General features: G+C 49.9%; 20 protein-coding genes. 8 read left to right on the top strand and 12 right to left on the bottom strand.

All coding sequences use genetic code 11. The features are described 5' to 3' along the window. Window positions 1-117: 117 nt before the first annotated feature. A complete protein-coding gene (locus RGU75_RS06760) occupies window positions 118-1,383 on the bottom strand; it encodes an Hsp70 family protein (RefSeq protein ID WP_322234231.1) in 1,266 nt (421 codons plus the stop codon). A 374-nt stretch (window positions 1,384-1,757) separates the two neighbouring features. Here RGU75_RS06760 and RGU75_RS06755 point away from each other — a divergent pair, with 374 nt between their 5' ends. From RGU75_RS06755 to RGU75_RS06745, 3 genes are all read left to right on the top strand, one after another. Continuing rightward, window positions 1,758-2,609 carry a PA4780 family RIO1-like protein kinase gene (locus RGU75_RS06755; protein WP_322234229.1) on the top strand — a complete coding sequence of 284 codons (852 nt, stop codon included), beginning with the start codon at window positions 1,758-1,760 and terminating at the stop codon, window positions 2,607-2,609. Window positions 2,610-2,789: 180 nt separating this feature from the next. Beyond that, window positions 2,790-3,443: a 2OG-Fe(II) oxygenase gene (locus tag RGU75_RS06750; protein WP_322234226.1), complete on the top strand. Its 654-nt coding sequence runs from the start codon at window positions 2,790-2,792 to the stop codon at window positions 3,441-3,443. Window positions 3,444-3,516: 73 nt separating this feature from the next. Further along, window positions 3,517-4,413, top strand: coding sequence for a TIGR01777 family oxidoreductase (locus tag RGU75_RS06745; protein ID WP_322234223.1), 897 nt, complete (start codon window positions 3,517-3,519; stop codon window positions 4,411-4,413). A gap of 140 nt (window positions 4,414-4,553) precedes the next feature. Here RGU75_RS06745 and RGU75_RS06740 read toward each other — a convergent pair whose 3' ends face one another. From RGU75_RS06740 to RGU75_RS06730, 3 genes are all read right to left on the bottom strand, one after another. Then, window positions 4,554-4,979 (bottom strand): BLUF domain-containing protein, encoded by a 426-nt coding sequence (locus RGU75_RS06740; RefSeq protein WP_322234221.1) that lies wholly within the window; start codon window positions 4,977-4,979, stop codon window positions 4,554-4,556. Between the two features lies 1 nt (window position 4,980). Then, a complete protein-coding gene (folE, locus tag RGU75_RS06735) occupies window positions 4,981-5,688 on the bottom strand; it encodes a GTP cyclohydrolase I (RefSeq protein ID WP_322234218.1) in 708 nt (235 codons plus the stop codon). A 517-nt stretch (window positions 5,689-6,205) separates the two neighbouring features. Then, window positions 6,206-6,490 (bottom strand): hypothetical protein, encoded by a 285-nt coding sequence (locus RGU75_RS06730; protein ID WP_322234216.1) that lies wholly within the window; start codon window positions 6,488-6,490, stop codon window positions 6,206-6,208. Between the two features lie 376 nt (window positions 6,491-6,866). Between RGU75_RS06730 and RGU75_RS06725 the strand changes: the two genes are divergently transcribed. Beyond that, the gene (locus tag RGU75_RS06725) at window positions 6,867-8,006 is read left to right on the top strand and encodes a metallophosphoesterase (RefSeq protein WP_322234213.1); all 1,140 of its coding nucleotides are present in this window, start codon (window positions 6,867-6,869) and stop codon (window positions 8,004-8,006) included. A gap of 57 nt (window positions 8,007-8,063) precedes the next feature. Here RGU75_RS06725 and RGU75_RS06720 read toward each other — a convergent pair whose 3' ends face one another. The 3 genes from RGU75_RS06720 to RGU75_RS06710 all read right to left on the bottom strand — a co-directional run bounded on the left by RGU75_RS06720 (window position 8,064) and on the right by RGU75_RS06710 (window position 9,703). Next, window positions 8,064-8,426, bottom strand: coding sequence for an aminoacyl-tRNA synthetase (locus RGU75_RS06720; protein WP_322234210.1), 363 nt, complete (start codon window positions 8,424-8,426; stop codon window positions 8,064-8,066). Window positions 8,427-8,471: 45 nt separating this feature from the next. Beyond that, window positions 8,472-8,708, bottom strand: coding sequence for an oxidoreductase-like domain-containing protein (locus tag RGU75_RS06715; RefSeq protein ID WP_322234208.1), 237 nt, complete (start codon window positions 8,706-8,708; stop codon window positions 8,472-8,474). A 119-nt stretch (window positions 8,709-8,827) separates the two neighbouring features. Continuing rightward, window positions 8,828-9,703 carry a pirin family protein gene (locus RGU75_RS06710; RefSeq protein ID WP_322234205.1) on the bottom strand — a complete coding sequence of 292 codons (876 nt, stop codon included), beginning with the start codon at window positions 9,701-9,703 and terminating at the stop codon, window positions 8,828-8,830. 352 nt (window positions 9,704-10,055) lie between these two features. On the opposite strand from RGU75_RS06710, the gene RGU75_RS06705 reads away from it, so the two are divergent. The 3 genes from RGU75_RS06705 to RGU75_RS06695 all read left to right on the top strand — a co-directional run bounded on the left by RGU75_RS06705 (window position 10,056) and on the right by RGU75_RS06695 (window position 11,322). Further along, window positions 10,056-10,259, top strand: a complete 204-nt coding sequence (locus RGU75_RS06705) for a hypothetical protein (protein WP_322234203.1) — start codon at window positions 10,056-10,058, stop codon at window positions 10,257-10,259. A 120-nt stretch (window positions 10,260-10,379) separates the two neighbouring features. Beyond that, window positions 10,380-10,919 (top strand): ankyrin repeat domain-containing protein, encoded by a 540-nt coding sequence (locus RGU75_RS06700; RefSeq protein WP_322234201.1) that lies wholly within the window; start codon window positions 10,380-10,382, stop codon window positions 10,917-10,919. Window positions 10,920-11,088: 169 nt separating this feature from the next. Continuing rightward, window positions 11,089-11,322, top strand: a complete 234-nt coding sequence (locus RGU75_RS06695) for a SlyX family protein (protein ID WP_322234199.1) — start codon at window positions 11,089-11,091, stop codon at window positions 11,320-11,322. Window positions 11,323-11,383: 61 nt separating this feature from the next. On the opposite strand, the gene RGU75_RS06690 is transcribed toward RGU75_RS06695, so the two are convergent. Then, entirely contained in the window at window positions 11,384-11,797 is a 414-nt protein-coding gene (locus tag RGU75_RS06690; RefSeq protein ID WP_322234196.1) for a hypothetical protein, read from the bottom strand. 396 nt (window positions 11,798-12,193) lie between these two features. On the opposite strand from RGU75_RS06690, the gene RGU75_RS06685 reads away from it, so the two are divergent. Continuing rightward, window positions 12,194-12,544 carry a 2Fe-2S iron-sulfur cluster-binding protein gene (locus tag RGU75_RS06685; protein ID WP_322234193.1) on the top strand — a complete coding sequence of 117 codons (351 nt, stop codon included), beginning with the start codon at window positions 12,194-12,196 and terminating at the stop codon, window positions 12,542-12,544. Window positions 12,545-12,684: 140 nt separating this feature from the next. Here RGU75_RS06685 and RGU75_RS06680 read toward each other — a convergent pair whose 3' ends face one another. From RGU75_RS06680 to RGU75_RS06665, 4 genes are all read right to left on the bottom strand, one after another. Next, a complete protein-coding gene (locus RGU75_RS06680) occupies window positions 12,685-13,926 on the bottom strand; it encodes a hypothetical protein (protein WP_322234191.1) in 1,242 nt (413 codons plus the stop codon). Between the two features lie 290 nt (window positions 13,927-14,216). Next, window positions 14,217-14,933, bottom strand: a complete 717-nt coding sequence (locus tag RGU75_RS06675) for a hypothetical protein (RefSeq protein ID WP_322234189.1) — start codon at window positions 14,931-14,933, stop codon at window positions 14,217-14,219. A 387-nt stretch (window positions 14,934-15,320) separates the two neighbouring features. Next, window positions 15,321-15,860: a hypothetical protein gene (locus tag RGU75_RS06670; RefSeq protein ID WP_322234187.1), complete on the bottom strand. Its 540-nt coding sequence runs from the start codon at window positions 15,858-15,860 to the stop codon at window positions 15,321-15,323. Continuing rightward, entirely contained in the window at window positions 15,857-16,135 is a 279-nt protein-coding gene (locus RGU75_RS06665) for a DnaJ domain-containing protein (protein ID WP_322234184.1), read from the bottom strand. The genes RGU75_RS06670 and RGU75_RS06665 overlap by 4 nt, the downstream gene beginning before the upstream one ends. Between the last annotated feature and the right edge of the window lie 222 nt (window positions 16,136-16,357).

Here is a 16,357-nt window from a genome sequence, read left to right as displayed (position 1 = left end):
ATGCTCTTAATCCCGGCATTGCATGCCGTTGTATCTTCACGATAAAAGTCATCGGGAGATAAGGGCTCTTGGATGATTTGATTAAATTGATGCTTTTTTGGCGATCATAGAGACTAGTTACGAGAACTTACGCACCGCATCCAACGCTAGTCCCGCGCCAATGCTGCCGAACAAATCCCCTTCGACCGCCTTTGCAGTCGGCACCACAGCGGCAATCTGCTGCCGTAACAAGCCCACGCCGCTTGATCCACCGGTAAAAAACACCGTATCGATGGCATTTGCTTTGACACCGGCATCACGCAGCAGTTTGGTCACGGTTTCTTCTACCGATGACACAAGGTGTGAGATGCTGGTATTAAAGGCACCGCGACTGAGAAGGATTGGCTCGTTAGCGGATAATTTTTCCAACGTCAGTTCTACCGTTTCGGCATCCGACAACGCTATTTTGCCTTCTTCTACCTTCATCGCCAGCCAATGGCCAGCGCGCTGTTCGACCAAATCTAACAGTCGATCAAACTTGTCGCGTTCACGGACCTCGCGCGCGACATCTTTCAGTTGCTCCGCCATTCTGCGCGTGTAGATCAGATTGATGGTGTGCCAGGTTGCCAAATTGAAATAGTAACTCGACGGTACTTCACTGTTGTTCATTAGTCGGCTACCCAAACCCAACATCGGCATCACGCTCGACAAACTCAGGTATTTGTCAAAGTCGGTGCCACCGATATGCACACCGCCGGTGGCGAGTATATCGTCGCGCCGGTCCTGCTTTTTGGCATGTGTTGGCGATAGTCGCACCAGCGAGAAGTCGGAGGTTCCACCGCCAATGTCGGCAATTAATACCAGTTCTTCACGGTCAATTGTCGATTCATAGTCAAACGCTGCGGCGATTGGCTCGTATTGGAATGCGATATGTTTAAAGCCGGCGGCGCGGGCGACTTCTTCCAGCGTGGCTTGTGCGCGCTGATCGGCAGCGCGATTATCGTCGACGAAAAATACAGGCCGACCTAATACGACGCTATCGAATTCCTGCCCCGCAGACCGCTCCGAGCGGATTTTGAGTTCGTTGATGAACTGTTCCAGCAGGGTGCGAAAAGGCAACGCCCGTCCGCCCACTTCAGTCTGGCCATCAATCAGTGCCGATCCCAGCAAGCTTTTTAGCGACCGCATCAGGCGACCTTCATAGCCCGTCAGATAACCGGCCAAGGCAGCGCGTCCATAACTGAATAATTCATCTTCGGCGTTGTAGAAGACAACGGAAGGTATGGTGACCTTGTCATCTTCCAGTTGGAGCAAAGGTGATTTTCCGGGCCACGCTTGGTCGGGCCGACTCCAGCCTACGGTGGAATTGGACGTGCCGAAATCTACACCGCAAGCATTCGACATGGTCTTCCTAAAATATAAAAACGGGCGTAATCATAGCGCAAAGCACGGTTTGACGTGCGAGGCAGCGCACCTTTTTTAATCAGTTGGTGCGATCAATGCCGGAGTGTTGTTTTTTAAGTGCTAAGCGATGGTAGAAGATGGCGGTGTTGAGCCAGCGCTTGGGTAGCCCTGCATGCGGCCTAAATTCCCCCCTTGGCAACATCTTCAAAAATGCTGCGGATGCTGGCTAATGGCATCCCTCGGCGTCATAGGAAGATTTCGACGTGCGCCGAATGACGGTGACATACGTTTCTTTAAAGAACTATTAGCCAATTTGCGCCATACTTTGCCTTTATGCCTTAGTATGCAAGGTTCAGATCGTCACCTATTTATCTATGAAAACCCCAAAAAGAATTGAACCGTTAGTAGAAGAGGGCCTGGTAGACGAGGTAATTCGCCAACTAATGAGTGGCAAAGAAGCAACCGTATACGTCGTCCGCTGCGGCGAAGAAATCCGTTGTGCCAAGGTTTATAAAGACGCGAATCAGCGCAGCTTCCGCCAGAATGCATCCTATCAGGAAGGCCGCAAGGTCAAGAATAGCCGTCAGGCGCGCGCGATGGAAAAAGGTAGTCGTTATGGCCGTAAGATGCAGGAAGAAGTATGGCAAAACGCCGAAGTTGATGCTTTATACCGTTTAGCCGCCGCCGGTGTGCGGGTGCCACAGCCTTTTATTTGCTTTGAAGGCGTTCTGTTGATGGAATTGGTCACGGACGCAGCTGGTAACGCCGCAGCACGTCTGAACGATATCGAAATGAGCGAGGAACAGGCGCTGCAATTCCACGCGATGTTGCTGCGTGAGGTTGTGCTGATGCTTTGCGCCGGTGTGATCCATGGCGATTTGTCGGAGTACAACATTCTCGTGGATGCGCACGGTCCCGTAATTATCGATTTGCCGCAGGCAGTTGATGCCGCGGGGAATACTGGTGCGGCTGAGATGTTGGAGCGTGATGTTGATAACTTAGCGACCTATTTTGGTCGCTTCGCCCCACAACTCCAGAGCACGCAGTACGGCAAGGAAATCTGGGCATTGTACGTCGCTGGTCTGTTAACTCCCGATGTGAAACTCACCGGCAAAATCGCGGTGAATAATAAGGTCGTCGATGTAGGCGCCGTGGTGCGTGAAATTGCGCTGGCTCGTGAGGAAGAAGAAGAGCGCCGTCGCGCTCAGTATGAAGCGGAGCACTAAGACGACAACGCGAACCAACACTAATACCGATGTTGGCGTTGGTTACGGCCTGATTTCCCTATTGTTTATTTCTGCAGCCTATCAATTTGTGCTTAAAAGTAACTTTTTTAACGTTGTCATTAAGTAATCGAGTTGCTGATAAAATCGGTGAATCCTGTGCCACCGTCGATGCCTTCGCCAATGCTAACTTCCATCTCCGATCAAACGTCTTTGCCGACTGCCATTAACAATCAGATTGCTTCGATCAGTTCAATTGGTCAGATCGTCGACGATTTGGTCGCCCGTGGCTGGTCACAGCAATGTGATTTTTTGCCTCCGAGTGTGGTTTTGGCGCTTGCGGCCGAATGCCGTACACGCGCCGATAACGGTAAGCTAACGGCTGCCGGTGTTGGGCGTGGCGCAGGTCAGGCTATACGCGATGGCGTGCGTGGTGATCATATTCAATGGCTGGAAGCTGGTCAATCGGTGGATTGTGATCATTACTTGCGCGTCATGGACACGCTCCGGCAAGAGTTGAATCTGGCACTGTATCTTGGGTTGGACGCGTATGAAACGCACTTTGCCTTGTATCCACCGGGGGCGTTTTATCAGAAGCATGTAGACCGTTTTCGCGATGACGACCGCCGCACTGTTTCGGTCGTGCTGTATCTCAATCAAGACTGGTTGCCGGAACATGGCGGGGCTTTACGTCTTTATCCGGAGGGTGAGCCGCCGCAAGACATTTTGCCGCTGGCTGGCAGTCTGGCATTGTTTATGTCTGGTGACATGGCGCATGAAGTTTTGCCGGCAACCCGTGAACGTTTATCACTGACGGGATGGTTTAAGCGTCGCTAGTCGAAAACTGGCGAGCATGTAGTCCTGACTTTTTTTATCATCCATTGCTTCATTAGGATAGGAGCATCTCAGCATGCGGATTTTGATAACCGGAGGAACCGGTCTGATTGGAAGGCGTTTATGCCAGGCATTGCTTCAGGCCGATCACGACATTACCGTCCTAAGCCGTCAACCTGACACGGTAAAGGACAAATGTGGCGCAGCGGTTCGCGCCTTTGGATCGCTCGATGAATGGAAAAGTGAAGAAACTTTTGACGCAATCATCAACTTGGCAGGCGAGCCGATTGTCGATGCGCGCTGGACCGAGGAGCGCAAAGAATTGCTTTGGCGCAGTCGTATCCGACTGACTGAAGATTTGGTCAAGCGGATAGACGCCAGCCATCAAAAACCATCTGTTATGTTGAGTGGATCGGCGGTCGGTTTCTATGGCGACGGTGGTGACAATACGTTCGATGAGTCCAGCCCGACGTCTACCGACTTTGGTGCGACGTTATGCGCATCATGGGAGGAAACTGCGCAAAAAGCCACTGCCATGGGCGTGCGGGTTTGTCTGTTACGAACCGGTTTGGTGCTGGATCGCTCGGGCGGTATTCTGGGGAAAATGTTGCTGCCGTTCAAGTTGGGTTTGGGTGCGCGTTTGGGTGATGGACATCAATGGATGAGTTGGGTCCATATTGACGATTATGTGGCGATGGTGCTCGTATTGTTGCATCACACGCATGCATCCGGCCCATTTAACATGACGGCACCGGAACCAGTCACCAACCGCGTTTTTACCGAAAAACTCGCCAGAGCATTGCACCGCCCCGCCATTTTTGTCGCACCCGCATTCGTCATGCGGCTGGCGCTGGCAGAGCGGGCCTATTTGTTATTAGGCGGACAAAAAGTGATACCGACGCAGATAACAGGATTAGGCTATCGCTTTTTACATGCAAAGCTAGAAGACGCTTTGCAAGACCTGCTGGGTTAACAAAACTTAGCGGACTTACGCAAACCGTCTCCGCTGCGTTGTGATCTGTAGCCGTATTGGCATGCTGTTTTCGTGGGCAGGTCAATAAGCTGGTTGTTGTGGCTGACATGAAATTTCTTTAATGCCAGCCACTAAAATTGCTAGTCGCGGGAAGAAAAGCATCCCGTAGCGGCCAATTCTTCAAGTAATGCAACTGTCGTGCAGCCCGACACAACATAAGGATTGAGTGTTGGCGTTGCTGAATATTTTAGCAATAACGATAGATTGATGCGATCCAGGCGGATTTTGCTCATGGTCCAGCCTGAATACTGACGCGCTTCAATTTCTGAATAGTCGAGCAAGATTAGTTTGGTATGGCGCGGGTCTTGTTGCAAACGTGCGTATAAGTTATTGATTTGCTCGCGACCGCCTTCCAGCGCCTGTACAAATATATTGTCACCATAGCAAAGCACGCCTGTCACACCATTGGCAGGATTGTTCTTACGGGACACCTCAAGAATTTTTTCAATCATCTCGTGATTGACCAATTCGCTGGCCGTACTGGCGTAAATCAAACGGACTAGCATGTCATCCTCGCTTGGTTATCAGAGCTAGAAATTCGCGCCGTAAATTAGCGTCGCTCAAGAACGAGCCACGCATAACGCTATTGATCATCTTTGCATCGGTATCTTTGACGCCGCGCCAACTCATACAGAAATGATCGGCTTCCATCACGATGGCGAGTCCATCCGGTTTCAGTTTTTCCATCAGCAGTTGCGCAACTTGCGATACGGCTTCTTCCTGAATTTGTGGTCGGCCCATGACCCATTCGATTAACCGCGCATATTTGGACAGGCCAATCAGGTTGGAATGCTCATTGGGCATCACGCCGATCCAGACTTTGCCCATAATCGGACAAAAATGATGCGAACAGGCGCTGCGCACGGTAATCGGGCCAACGATCATGAGCTCATTGAGTTGTTCAACGTTGGGAAACTCAGTCACTGGCGGCGGCGCTTGATAGCGCCCCTTAAACACTTCTTGAATGTACATTTTGGCAACGCGACGCGCGGTATCTTGCGTATTGTGGTCACTTTCGATGTCAATCACCAAGCTTTGCAGAACCCCGGAAAGCTTGCTCTGCACTTCGGCTTGTAATGCCTCTAGTTCGCCATCCTTGATGAACGAGGCAATATTATCGTTAGCATGAAAGCGGACGCCGGCTTTCTCGATACGCGCACGGATACGCGCTGAAATCGGCTCGCCGCTTGTTTCTGAAGAGTGGTCAGTTGGCATTGTTTTTTGGACGTTATTCTTAGCGTAGTAGTAAGCAGGCACTTAGTCTACCTCAAATCCAAGGATCAGATTTGACGGCCATTGGGTGACTCTTCGCATCATCAGTATCGCTGTTGAATAATGTGGGAGATTGGTGCCGTCGATTTCTAGTTGACGAGGAAAGTGCTGATAATAAAGGTTTGCGCTGGAATCTTAAAAAAGAGTGTTGGGAGTTTCTGGCCGCTAAATCGATTTGTCGCCCGGCGTTCGACAGAAAGTAGCGAAAACCGACTAGATATCTTCGAGGAGCGTTCTATCGGTTTCAACCTTAGGGCGAAATTTAAAATACTCAGCAAACACGAATGTAATGATTGCGCTTAAAACGCCAGACAAAGTGTTCGACGAAAGATAGTCGCGAAAACGGTTAAGCGCTGGCGCGGAATGTGATGTTCCAAAGGCCGTAGTGGCAGGATGGCTCGCCTATATTGTGACGCAGATACTCCTTCCGCGTCGCCGCGTGGGCGACCCGGACGGTATGTTATTTCAAGCCAAGACGAATCTTGGTTGCCGCGATCAAGTCGGTATCGTAAGGATTGAGGTTTTCGATAAACATTAATTCTGTCTCGGCTGGCTCTTCCAGGCACATCGTTAACATGTTTGGTGCATCGTCAAACGTACCCAAAAATTCGTCACCCCACCGGTTCAAACGGTGCAAGCGTAAAACATCGCTGCCTAACGCTGCTAGTGGCGCTGCTACACCTGCTGCTAACGCTTCTTGTTTCCAGTCATCCCAGAAAAAATTTGTTGCCGGTTGTTCGTTCATTATGTCGCTCCAAATAAGGTGTAATGGCGCGGACCATACTATTGATGGCGCTTTTTATCAATAGCCAATGTTATCGCAATCATGGTGTTCGTTGTAGTTGGGGGCGCAGACTAGCTTTTTTCGACGACAAAGGTTGATGGAATTGAAAATAATTACTGCTAAAAAGATAATAAATGGCATCGTCGTTGCAAAATCGAGCCTATTGAAACTGTCTTGCCCGCACCAATATAATAATCAATAAGGGCAAACTCAACGCCTGTATACCTTAGACAAAATTTGGACTAAAAATTAGCTTAACAGTTGGATCTAGGCAGCCATCAGCCATCAGTTAGCGACCAGCGCCGGGGTTTCACGACGCTTAATCATAGGAATGTGTATGCGATCACGTGTGACCGTTGCGATTGTTTTTTGCCTACTTGCGGCGCTGCATATTCTCATCGGCTGGCAGATATTGCCAGCGTTGCCCGTATCAACGCCGATGAAATGGCTCGGTGGCGGCTGGCTCCTGTCATCATTTTTGCTGATTCCTGCCGGGTTATTGGCGTCGTTTATTAAACGACAACCATTATCGGACCGGCTGGCCTGGATCGGCATGTTGGCAATGGGCATGTTTTCGTCGCTACTGATGCTGACGTTGTTGCGCACAGTCATCCTGATAGTGTCGGGATGGTTTGATGTTCCCGCTATCCATTTATCCGTAATCACTGCTTGCGCTGTGCCAGTACTGGCTATTGTTAGTACCTTGCTGGGCTTTTTTAATGCGAGAAGGTTAGCCAAAGTGGTACGAGTAGATATACCGATTAGCCAACTTCCACGTGGTTTGCATGGATTTACGATTGCCCAGATTAGCGATATTCACGTGGGCCCGACGATCAAGCGCGGTTATCTGAACGCGATTGTCACACGCGTCAATACTTTGGGCGCAGATGTGATTGCGGTAACCGGTGATCTGGTGGATGGCAGCGTCAGTCGACTGGCATCGCATACAGCGCCATTAGCGGATCTAAAAGCGCAGCATGGCGTTTATTTTGTGACAGGAAATCACGAATATTACTCAAACGCGAATGCGTGGATCGCAGAAGTACGGCGGCTTGGATTAACAGTGTTGATGAATGAGCATGTGGTGCTTGATCATCAGGGCGAATCGATTCTTTTGGCCGGTGTGACCGATTTTGGCGCGCATCATTTTGACGAATCGCATCGCAGCGATCCGCATCTGGCCATGCGCGGCGTTAAGGGTAATGTGGGTATGAGGCTACTTCTCGCGCATCAGCCACGCTCGGCAGAAGCCGCCGCTGATGCCGGTTTTGATTTGCAGTTGTCCGGCCATACGCATGGCGGACAGTTTTTTCCCTGGAATTTGTTTGTACCTTTGCAGCAGCCGTTCACCGCCGGCTTGAACAAGTTGCGCAATCTCTGGGTATATACCAGTCGCGGAACCGGCTATTGGGGCCCACCGAAACGGATCTGGGCACCCTCCGAAATTACGCTTTTGCGATTGGTATCGACTAAATAAGCTTTATTCACTACTTGTCGTGAATAGATAAACGGGTAAATAGGGTGAAGAAAAATTCTATTTGGCTTGGTGGCATTTCGCATGCTCCAGCAATGCAATGACTGCTTTCACTACAGCAAACATGATGGCGCGATCTTTGGTTGGATGGTCGGAAAGTGGGACGTTGATGGCACCGCTGATGACCGCATCACCATGCTCGTGCGCCGGATCTTTGCCGTATTGGATGGGAATACAATAGGCGGCAATCAATGGTCCGCAGGCTTTCCAGTCACGCGTCCATTGTGGTAGCGCGTCGGTATTGACCAACAAAGTACCGGCCCGTTCGTAGCATTCCTCGATGTTCTCGAAACCCAGCAATTGCGCCAAACGTCGCTCTTTGGCAACGCAACTCCGAAAATACTCCTCGTCGCTCATCCGCATGGCACATTCCTCTCAGTGGAGTTGGCAGTAATGATTAGTTATTTCTTAACGGGCTTTAGACGATTTTACGATTTTTTTAACATTGGATTTTTTAACGATTTTTTTAATTGCGATCACCACATTTTTCGCTTCCCAAAGCTGCAAGCGGGCGCGATAGCGTTCCATCTCCTCTTCATAGAGATCAAATATACACGGGTTGCATCCGCTCGCGCAGCAATCATCCAAATTTGGTTGGACTGGCGGGGTTGGTGCCGCGTCGTTAATAATCGGTTTGATGGGCATGGCTGATGAATTTTATCGCATTCGGTAATACGGTTTAAGGATGCCGTATTACCAAACCGATATTGCTCATTGAGAGTCCTGTGAGTTAGCCGCTTGCGTTAGTCAGTTAAGTTAGCTTCTCATGAAGTTGCTGGTGCGATTTCGCCAAACCGTCCACTGTTAAAATCTTGCATCGCCGTGACAATTTCTTCGCGCGTATTCATAACGAAGGGGCCGTGAGCGAATACGGGCTCATCCAGCGGTGCGCCGCTCAACAACAGCAATGTCGCATCACTATTCGCCTCCAGCAGCACTGAGTCACCGTCACGATCAAGCAATACCACTTGTGCCTCACGCGCGACTTCAGCGCCGTTGACCAGTATCGTCCCGTGCAATACGACGACCGCCGCGACGTGACCAGTCGGGATCGGGAGTGTCGTGCTACTGTTCTGACGCAGACGCACATCCCACACGTTAATCGGTGTGAAGGTATGCGCCGGACCTTGTGCACCGTTGAATTCTCCCGCAATGACGCGCATCGTGCCGGCATCGTCCGCCAAGCTGACGACAGGAATATCTTTATTGATGATTCCCTGATATCCCGGCGGTGCCATTTTGTCCTTGGCGGGCAGGTTGATCCAGAGTTGCACCATCTCGAACGCGCCACCCTTTTTGCTGAATTCAGGCGCGTGGAATTCCTCATGCAGAATCCCCGAAGCCGCCGTCATCCATTGCACGTCGCCGGGACCGATAACGCCGCCGTTGCCGGTGGAGTCGCGATGTGCAACTTCGCCCTCATAGACAATTGTCACCGTCTCGAATCCACGATGCGGATGCTGGCCGACACCGCGCTGGTGTTCAGTTGGTGCAAACTCTGCAGGACCAGCGTAGTCGAGAAGCAGGAACGGATTTAAGTGGCCATCGAGCGTGTCGAACGAAAATAGTGACCGGACAGGGAAGCCGTCACCAACCCAATGCTGCCGTGGAGCGCTCAAGACACCGAGAATTGTTTTCATTGCATTTTCCTTTCGTTACACCGTCAAGTTCTTCTATTTGATGATGATACAAGGACTCAACAGAAGTGGGTAGATGGGATAATTTATACTCACTGTTCCATATAGAGAACGATTAAAACACATCGTCCAACAGCTCTTTGTAGTTGCCATGTTGATCATTTCGTTAATACTGACTCACACCCCGCAGCGAAGATTGGGACTTGTGCATTGACCTGTATCATTCACTATGCCGGAAAAGATTGAGGGGTCTTGCGCATTTGTCAGCGCAAGGGTGTGAATCTTGGCTTATGCTGCTTGAGTGGCATATTCAACATTACTGAATGCATCGCAGGCGATGTTAATAAAAGGAGCCATGATGGCAAAAAAGAACGAACTGGATCCAGAGACGCTGGCGTTGATTAACTGGTGTATTGAAGTAGAAGGATTTTTAGTGGCGGGCGGTGCAACGATCGCGCAGGCGCAGGACCACATCGAAGAGGACGTCGAGTGGTTTACCGACCAATTTTATGATGGGCTAACTCCGGAAGAAGCTGCCAAGGCAGCGTTGAGCGATTAAATTCGAACGGGTGTAACGGCGGCACATCGTCGCTGCACCCAATCGCGCACACATAGCTGAATAACCAAGTAACCGTGAATTGAACCGCGTCGCAATGACGGGGAATAGCTGGAGATTCAAATGGATGAACGATTTACAAGTGCACCATCGGCAGATGCCAACCTGGATGACGCCACGCTGAATTTTGCCCACGAAATGTTTGAACTCGCCCGCAACGGCGATAGTGCCAAACTCAGCACGTTATTGACGCAAGGCTTGCCGCCCAATTTACGTAATCACAAGGGCGATAGCTTATTGATGCTGGCCAGCTATCACGGTCATATCGAAGCTGTCCGCCTGCTGCTTGCGCACAAAGCTGACCCGGAACTGCGAAATAATAACGGTCAGACGCCGATCGCCGGCGCGGCATTCAAAGGCGACCTGCCAATGATCCAACTTTTATTGGCGCACGGCGCCGATGTTGAAGGCGCTTCGCCGGATGGCAAGACGGCGTTGATGATGGCAGCCATGTTTAACCGCACAGAGATCGTCGACTTTCTGCTGGCGAACGGTGCTAAACGTAATGCAGTGGATGCCAACGGCGTTACGCCTTTGGCTGCGGCAAAAATGATGGGCGCGCCGGATACTTCGGCCCAACTCGAAAAATCTTCGGATATGTAATTGCGCGATTTTTACGTTAGCTTGGGTGGCTAATTTGATTTAGTTGCATTCCATCGCCTTAACCAACCGCATGAAGACACAACGCCGAAGGGACGATTTTGCGTAAGTCTTAATAAAATCGTGCGGTGCGTTACACTCTGCGCTGCCAAAATGTTTAAGGGAGTTCACCGTGCCGCATAAGACAAATCATGAAATCGATTCAGAAGAGCGCTTTGTCGCCATCGAGATTAAGATCGCGCATCAGGAGGATCTGCTGGATGAGTTAAACAAGCTGGTCTATCGCCAGCAGCAAAAGATTGATCAGCTGGAAACCCTCTGCGCAGCGTTAGCCCGCTTGATTAAAGATGCGCGGGAAAGCAGTGAACAAGGTCAGACACCGCATGAACGGCCGCCGCACTATTGATGCTGGCGACGATGCAATGATCACGCCTGCCGCTGGCAAAATGTGAGAGTGTGCCGTGACGTTAATATTTAGGCACTTTGAATGGGTGATCCAGCACGATGCGGGTTGATGCAATCATGTTACTCAGGCCGAGTATCAGCTGCGTCAATGTGTCGCTCGGTAATGCCCATATTTGCGATCCAGGCGATTGCACGCTGGTCGCCGCAGTGATCACCGGCGAGACCCATTCGGCATCGGGTGTGACGTCTAGTACAACGTCACCATCCTGCGTGGTGTGCAAAAATATCTCACCGCCCAGTTCCAGAAAAAAGCAGATGCCATAACCGGTCGCATTAGACTTTTTTATCGCGTATTGCAGATCGCGATTGTAGCTGTCGATCCATGCTTCAATGTCATAGGTCGTATTCAACACGATCCAGGGCCGTTTAGCATGGAGATCAATTGGGTCAACATTTGGAATATCTGTGTCTTGCATGCTTGCACCTTACCGTTAATCAAAATCCCAATCCCAATACTTAAGTAATTGACCTAGATTGAAGAGCGTTACTTTAATGGATAAATCGACGTCAGGGCAAAAAAATCAGGGATGATCTCTCAAAAGTGGCGTCATTCCAGAATCGCTCGATCGAGATGGACCAAGTATCAGAATGAACAGCAAAATATACTGCGCAAAAAGGTGTATTGTAGTGACACCTTGTTAACGAAAAGGTGGTCATTGTGAAAATCACGTTTATCAGATGTATTGCCACCGTCATGATAGTGGGTTCCACTTATTTGTCGTATGACAACTATCAACAAAATAACCTTAATGATATGTGGTACCAGATGCCTTCCGTCGGTCCGAATTAACTGACGCTAATGAATGTTTTAGATGATAAATGCGCCACCGAGTCGGCCTTTGAATAAGTCCGCGCCACTACCGTTGAGTCAATCATTCCAGGTAAAGGTAGAGCCAAAAGGCTTTGCGTTTGAGTCGACCAGAGATGTGGCGTTGCTAGCAGCGGCCAGAAACAATGGGATTATCCTGCCAAGCTCATGCAGAAACGGGACGTGTCGCACTTGCCTTTGCCGTATGTTGAGCGGGCGAGTTCGATATGATATTGAATGGCCGGGCTTGAGCGCTGACGAAAAATTCGACGGCTATATTCTTCCTTGTGTGGCCCATGCAGAATCGAATCTGGTGATTGAGGCTCCGTTAGCAATGAGGGTGAAAACGGGTTGAAAATAGTTGAAATCAGGTTTAAACGATTCAAAGGCTGCAAAGTGCACCGCTGAAAACGGGTTCAACGCCATAAATTGACGTGATCCCGAGTGAAACTGGTTGTTGAGTTCACATTGGGCTTAGCAACTCGTCCGACAATTTTATGCCGCTTTTTTCTTGCCCACGTTCGCTGTTTTTAGCTTTATATTGCAATTTTCTTTTAAAAATTTGATCGCGCTGAGGTACTTGATGTCGTCTTGATCAAGTAAGTAAGATGTTGCTTCCGGCAAAAACTCATCTTCCCAAAGCGACAACAGGTTTTCTTTCATCTCAAATGGTGCAGCCGTGGTGATAAATTCCGCTACGGCGTCGGTATTGAATCCATGTTGGCGCACCTGCCGCGTAATCGCTTTTGCTTCCGCTTCTGAAATCGTTGTTTTTGGTTTGATGTCAGCGGCGATACATAAAAAGGCGGTGAGGCGTGAGAACGGATCCTCTTTGCCACCGGTGACCCGTCGCCATTCCTCTGACATTAATGTGTCAAATTCCTCGACATCATCCATGCCACTTTCGCGCACGAAGTAGCGTAATTCGATTGTATTGCGCAATTCGTCGAGGGCAATGGTGTTGTTGGCGATCAGCGGGGCATCGTGCTTTTCAATTTCCTTGCGAATTTTATCGCTGATTTTTAGATATTCTTCCGGCACATCGTCGAGCAATTTTTTTGCTATTTTTAGTTTGCCAACTGCGGTTGCCTGTGCACGGATCGTACTCAGCAAAGTGGCAAAAGCATGCCGGTTAGGGAAGCTGTCGGCTCCCGCAGCGCGTACCAATATGGCGCTGCGGATAACCGTTTCTGCGCTGGTAAATTCGAGTGCGGAGCGTGGTAGCGCCATACTTTTGGCAAACCAGGTTGCCGCTGCTAATGTGTTGGCATCTTCTTCGCGAGTTTGGCGTTCCTTGCGGTAGGCGCTTAAGGTATAAGGTTTGATGAGCGTCCGCTCGTCCTGGAAGCTTTTTAAATCCTGGCTTTTTACATCGCCGAACACCGCGCAATCGGGTAATGCATGCAAGGCCTTTAACATGTCGTTACCGCCGCGGGAGTGCGATAAAAAGGTATTGTCGCGTAGCGAGATCGCCGCTTTTTCGAGGTCGCTGGCATAAGCATCTTCAAGGAACAGGCTGATCAGATTAATCATCCGCTTGCGGGCGTTATCAAGGTCGGTATAGAGATGGCTGGAACCGAAAAAATCTGCGATCTGCACTGATCCTTTCGCGCCATCACCAATGATTGCCTGACGTTTGGCATGGTCAATGATGTCGTTTAGTACGCCGTAACTGAGCGCTTTTTCAAAAAAAGGGCGCTTATCGACGGTGGCAATATTACGATTGTTATCGGTCATGGCGAGACATTTAAGAGGTAAGGAACGGGTGTGCTGGCAATATGAAGCGCCAGATTTTGGAACCCAAAAGCGCGGTACGGAAAACGCAACTGACCGGCGAACAGGCTGACACGAAAAAGCAAGTCACCGTTATCCCTGAGAGTGATAGCTAGCTAAGCTAGTCAGGGATAAAGTCTCAAGGTGACCGCAGATTCGATGATGGTGAACGGTACTGCGCGCATCCACGCGTCAGCTGTCTTGCTTTAAGCATCCGTTCAGCCAAGACCTTATTTCAATTCTGCGTCAGTCCGTTACAGCGCCGACTCTTCGGATGGATCAATGGCGATGGACGGTTTGGCTGGGGATTTAACCGGTGCTGGCGCGTCTTCCTCGTATTCCTGGGCGGCCTCAAGTTGTTCAAGGCGTTCTAGTTCAGCTTCGCGCCGTTTGCGCTCGATACTGCGTTTTTTTAACGTTGGCCAGACTTGCTCAAAAATGTCTTCGTGCTCATGCTTGAGCAACCAGGTGAGTTCTTTCCAGTCGCGGTCCGCCACTTCAGATTTTTCGACGGCGTCGCGATCTTCGGTGAAATTCACGTTAAATGTGTCAAACGCCGCAAAATGGGTGACTTCATCGTCGCGGTCCGACAGATAGTCGATAAAAGCTTCGTAACCGCCCTCGCACTCGGCGATCGCTTCGATGAAATCACTGGTTTTTGTGTCGTCGCGAAAAAGTACCGAGTTCATCATGCCGCGCAGACGCACATGCGTATGATCGGCGTACAGCTTCTCGATCACAACCGCGCGCGCAAACTGTTCCGGCGTTACCAGCAAATTAACTACTGATTCTTTGGAAGTGTCGTACTCGCGGATCACGGCGAGCAAATCTTTCGGTGGCATTTCTTCCAGCACGGCGACCAGGGCGTAATCGCCTTCCGTTTCTGCCAGATTAACCAGTGCAAATTCTGCACCGGCAATATCGCCTTCACGGATTAGATTGGCTGCTTTAACTATGAGCGCGTTTGTCATGGTTTACTTTGTAAAAGGATACAAAAAATAGGGATAAAGGCAAACAAGTGTCATTGTCGGGTAACTGACGCTAATCACATAAGAATACGAACGCTCAAAGTGCCCGATTTGTATGTCGTGTAAGCGGGTGATCAATGGCGGGTGATCAGCGAGTAAATGTTAAGAAGGTCCGGTGCGATGACCTCTGCCACCTTGATAAATCACGTTTATAAGTCGTCCTTAATACGGCATCCTTAATACGTCAACGTTGCTACAACAGCATCGATAAATGTATTACTCAGGCAACCCATCATCGTGACTTACATCCTGGCTTACTGCTTGGAGACGGTCGTTGACCGGCATCACAGCGCCGCGGAATTAAATGCAGCGCTTTGATGCGGTGTCATTTTAGTGACGGTCAAAACCTTGCTCGGCGAGCCAGTCGGCGCCTTCGGTTTCAAGATCCTGATCGCGATCTTCATCACGTTCGACTTCATCCACGCTGTCGTCTGACTCATCAATACTGGATTGATTGGCATAATCACCGTGATAATTGCCGTTGCTTTTTTCGTAGAGGTATTCAAGGCAAACGGTGGTAATCAGAAAGCTCTCGCCACCGCTTTCTTTCAGCGCAATCGCCACTAACTCATCCGCCCATGGCGCAAACTCTACCGTGGCAGCAATCTCATCCCAGGACGGAAATTCGTCCAGCTCATTAGTCGACAGCAGAACCATCGCATGCGGATTCGGAAAACTGACGCCACCGTGAAAGGCGACCGATACCATTTCCGGCGCGGTGTCGATCATTGGCATCATCAGGGCAAATTGGGCGCGCTTGGCTTTAAGTCGGGACTTGAGGATATCGTTACCCTCAGAGTCGCTACGCAAGTCTTCCAATTCAGCCTGATAGGCTTTGGTCAAGTCTTCAAAATAGGAGGAGAGCATCATTGCAAAACCTTGTTTATGTAGGTGGTCCAGATTTGTTGCGCCGTTTCGAGCGGACTTTCTAACAGACTACGTCGTCGATTTTCATCGTATTCACTGCGCTTGGTTTCATCCGACAACAGATCGTAGGCTTCTTGTACTTGTCTAAATTGCGCTGGTGCGTCCGGTGACGTGTTTCTATCCGGATGGAATTCTGAGGCTTTTTTGCGGTAAGCATTTTTTATCGCGCTAATCGACGCATTACTTTCGGTGCCGAGAACGGCGTAATAGTCTTTCATACATCCTTAGACCCGTATTGGAGCGGTTAGTTTTGAATCCGCACACTAGCCTGCCAGTGTCGTTGGTGTTTTGATGAGTGTTGCTGCTGCCTGCGGATGGATAAGTTGCATAAATTGCATTTATTTTTCCTTGGAGCGTCTAGCAGTATAAATCAATCTTATACATCGTGTCGATGATCAAGACGACAACTCTAGCGCTTATATGGTGATGGATAGCCCGAT

It is taken from the genome of Glaciimonas sp. CA11.2, from assembly GCF_034314045.1.
Taxonomy (GTDB): Bacteria; Pseudomonadota; Gammaproteobacteria; order Burkholderiales; family Burkholderiaceae_D; genus Glaciimonas.
The sequence above is the reverse complement of the archived record's forward strand: the minus strand, read 5'-3'. Positions and strand labels throughout refer to the sequence as shown.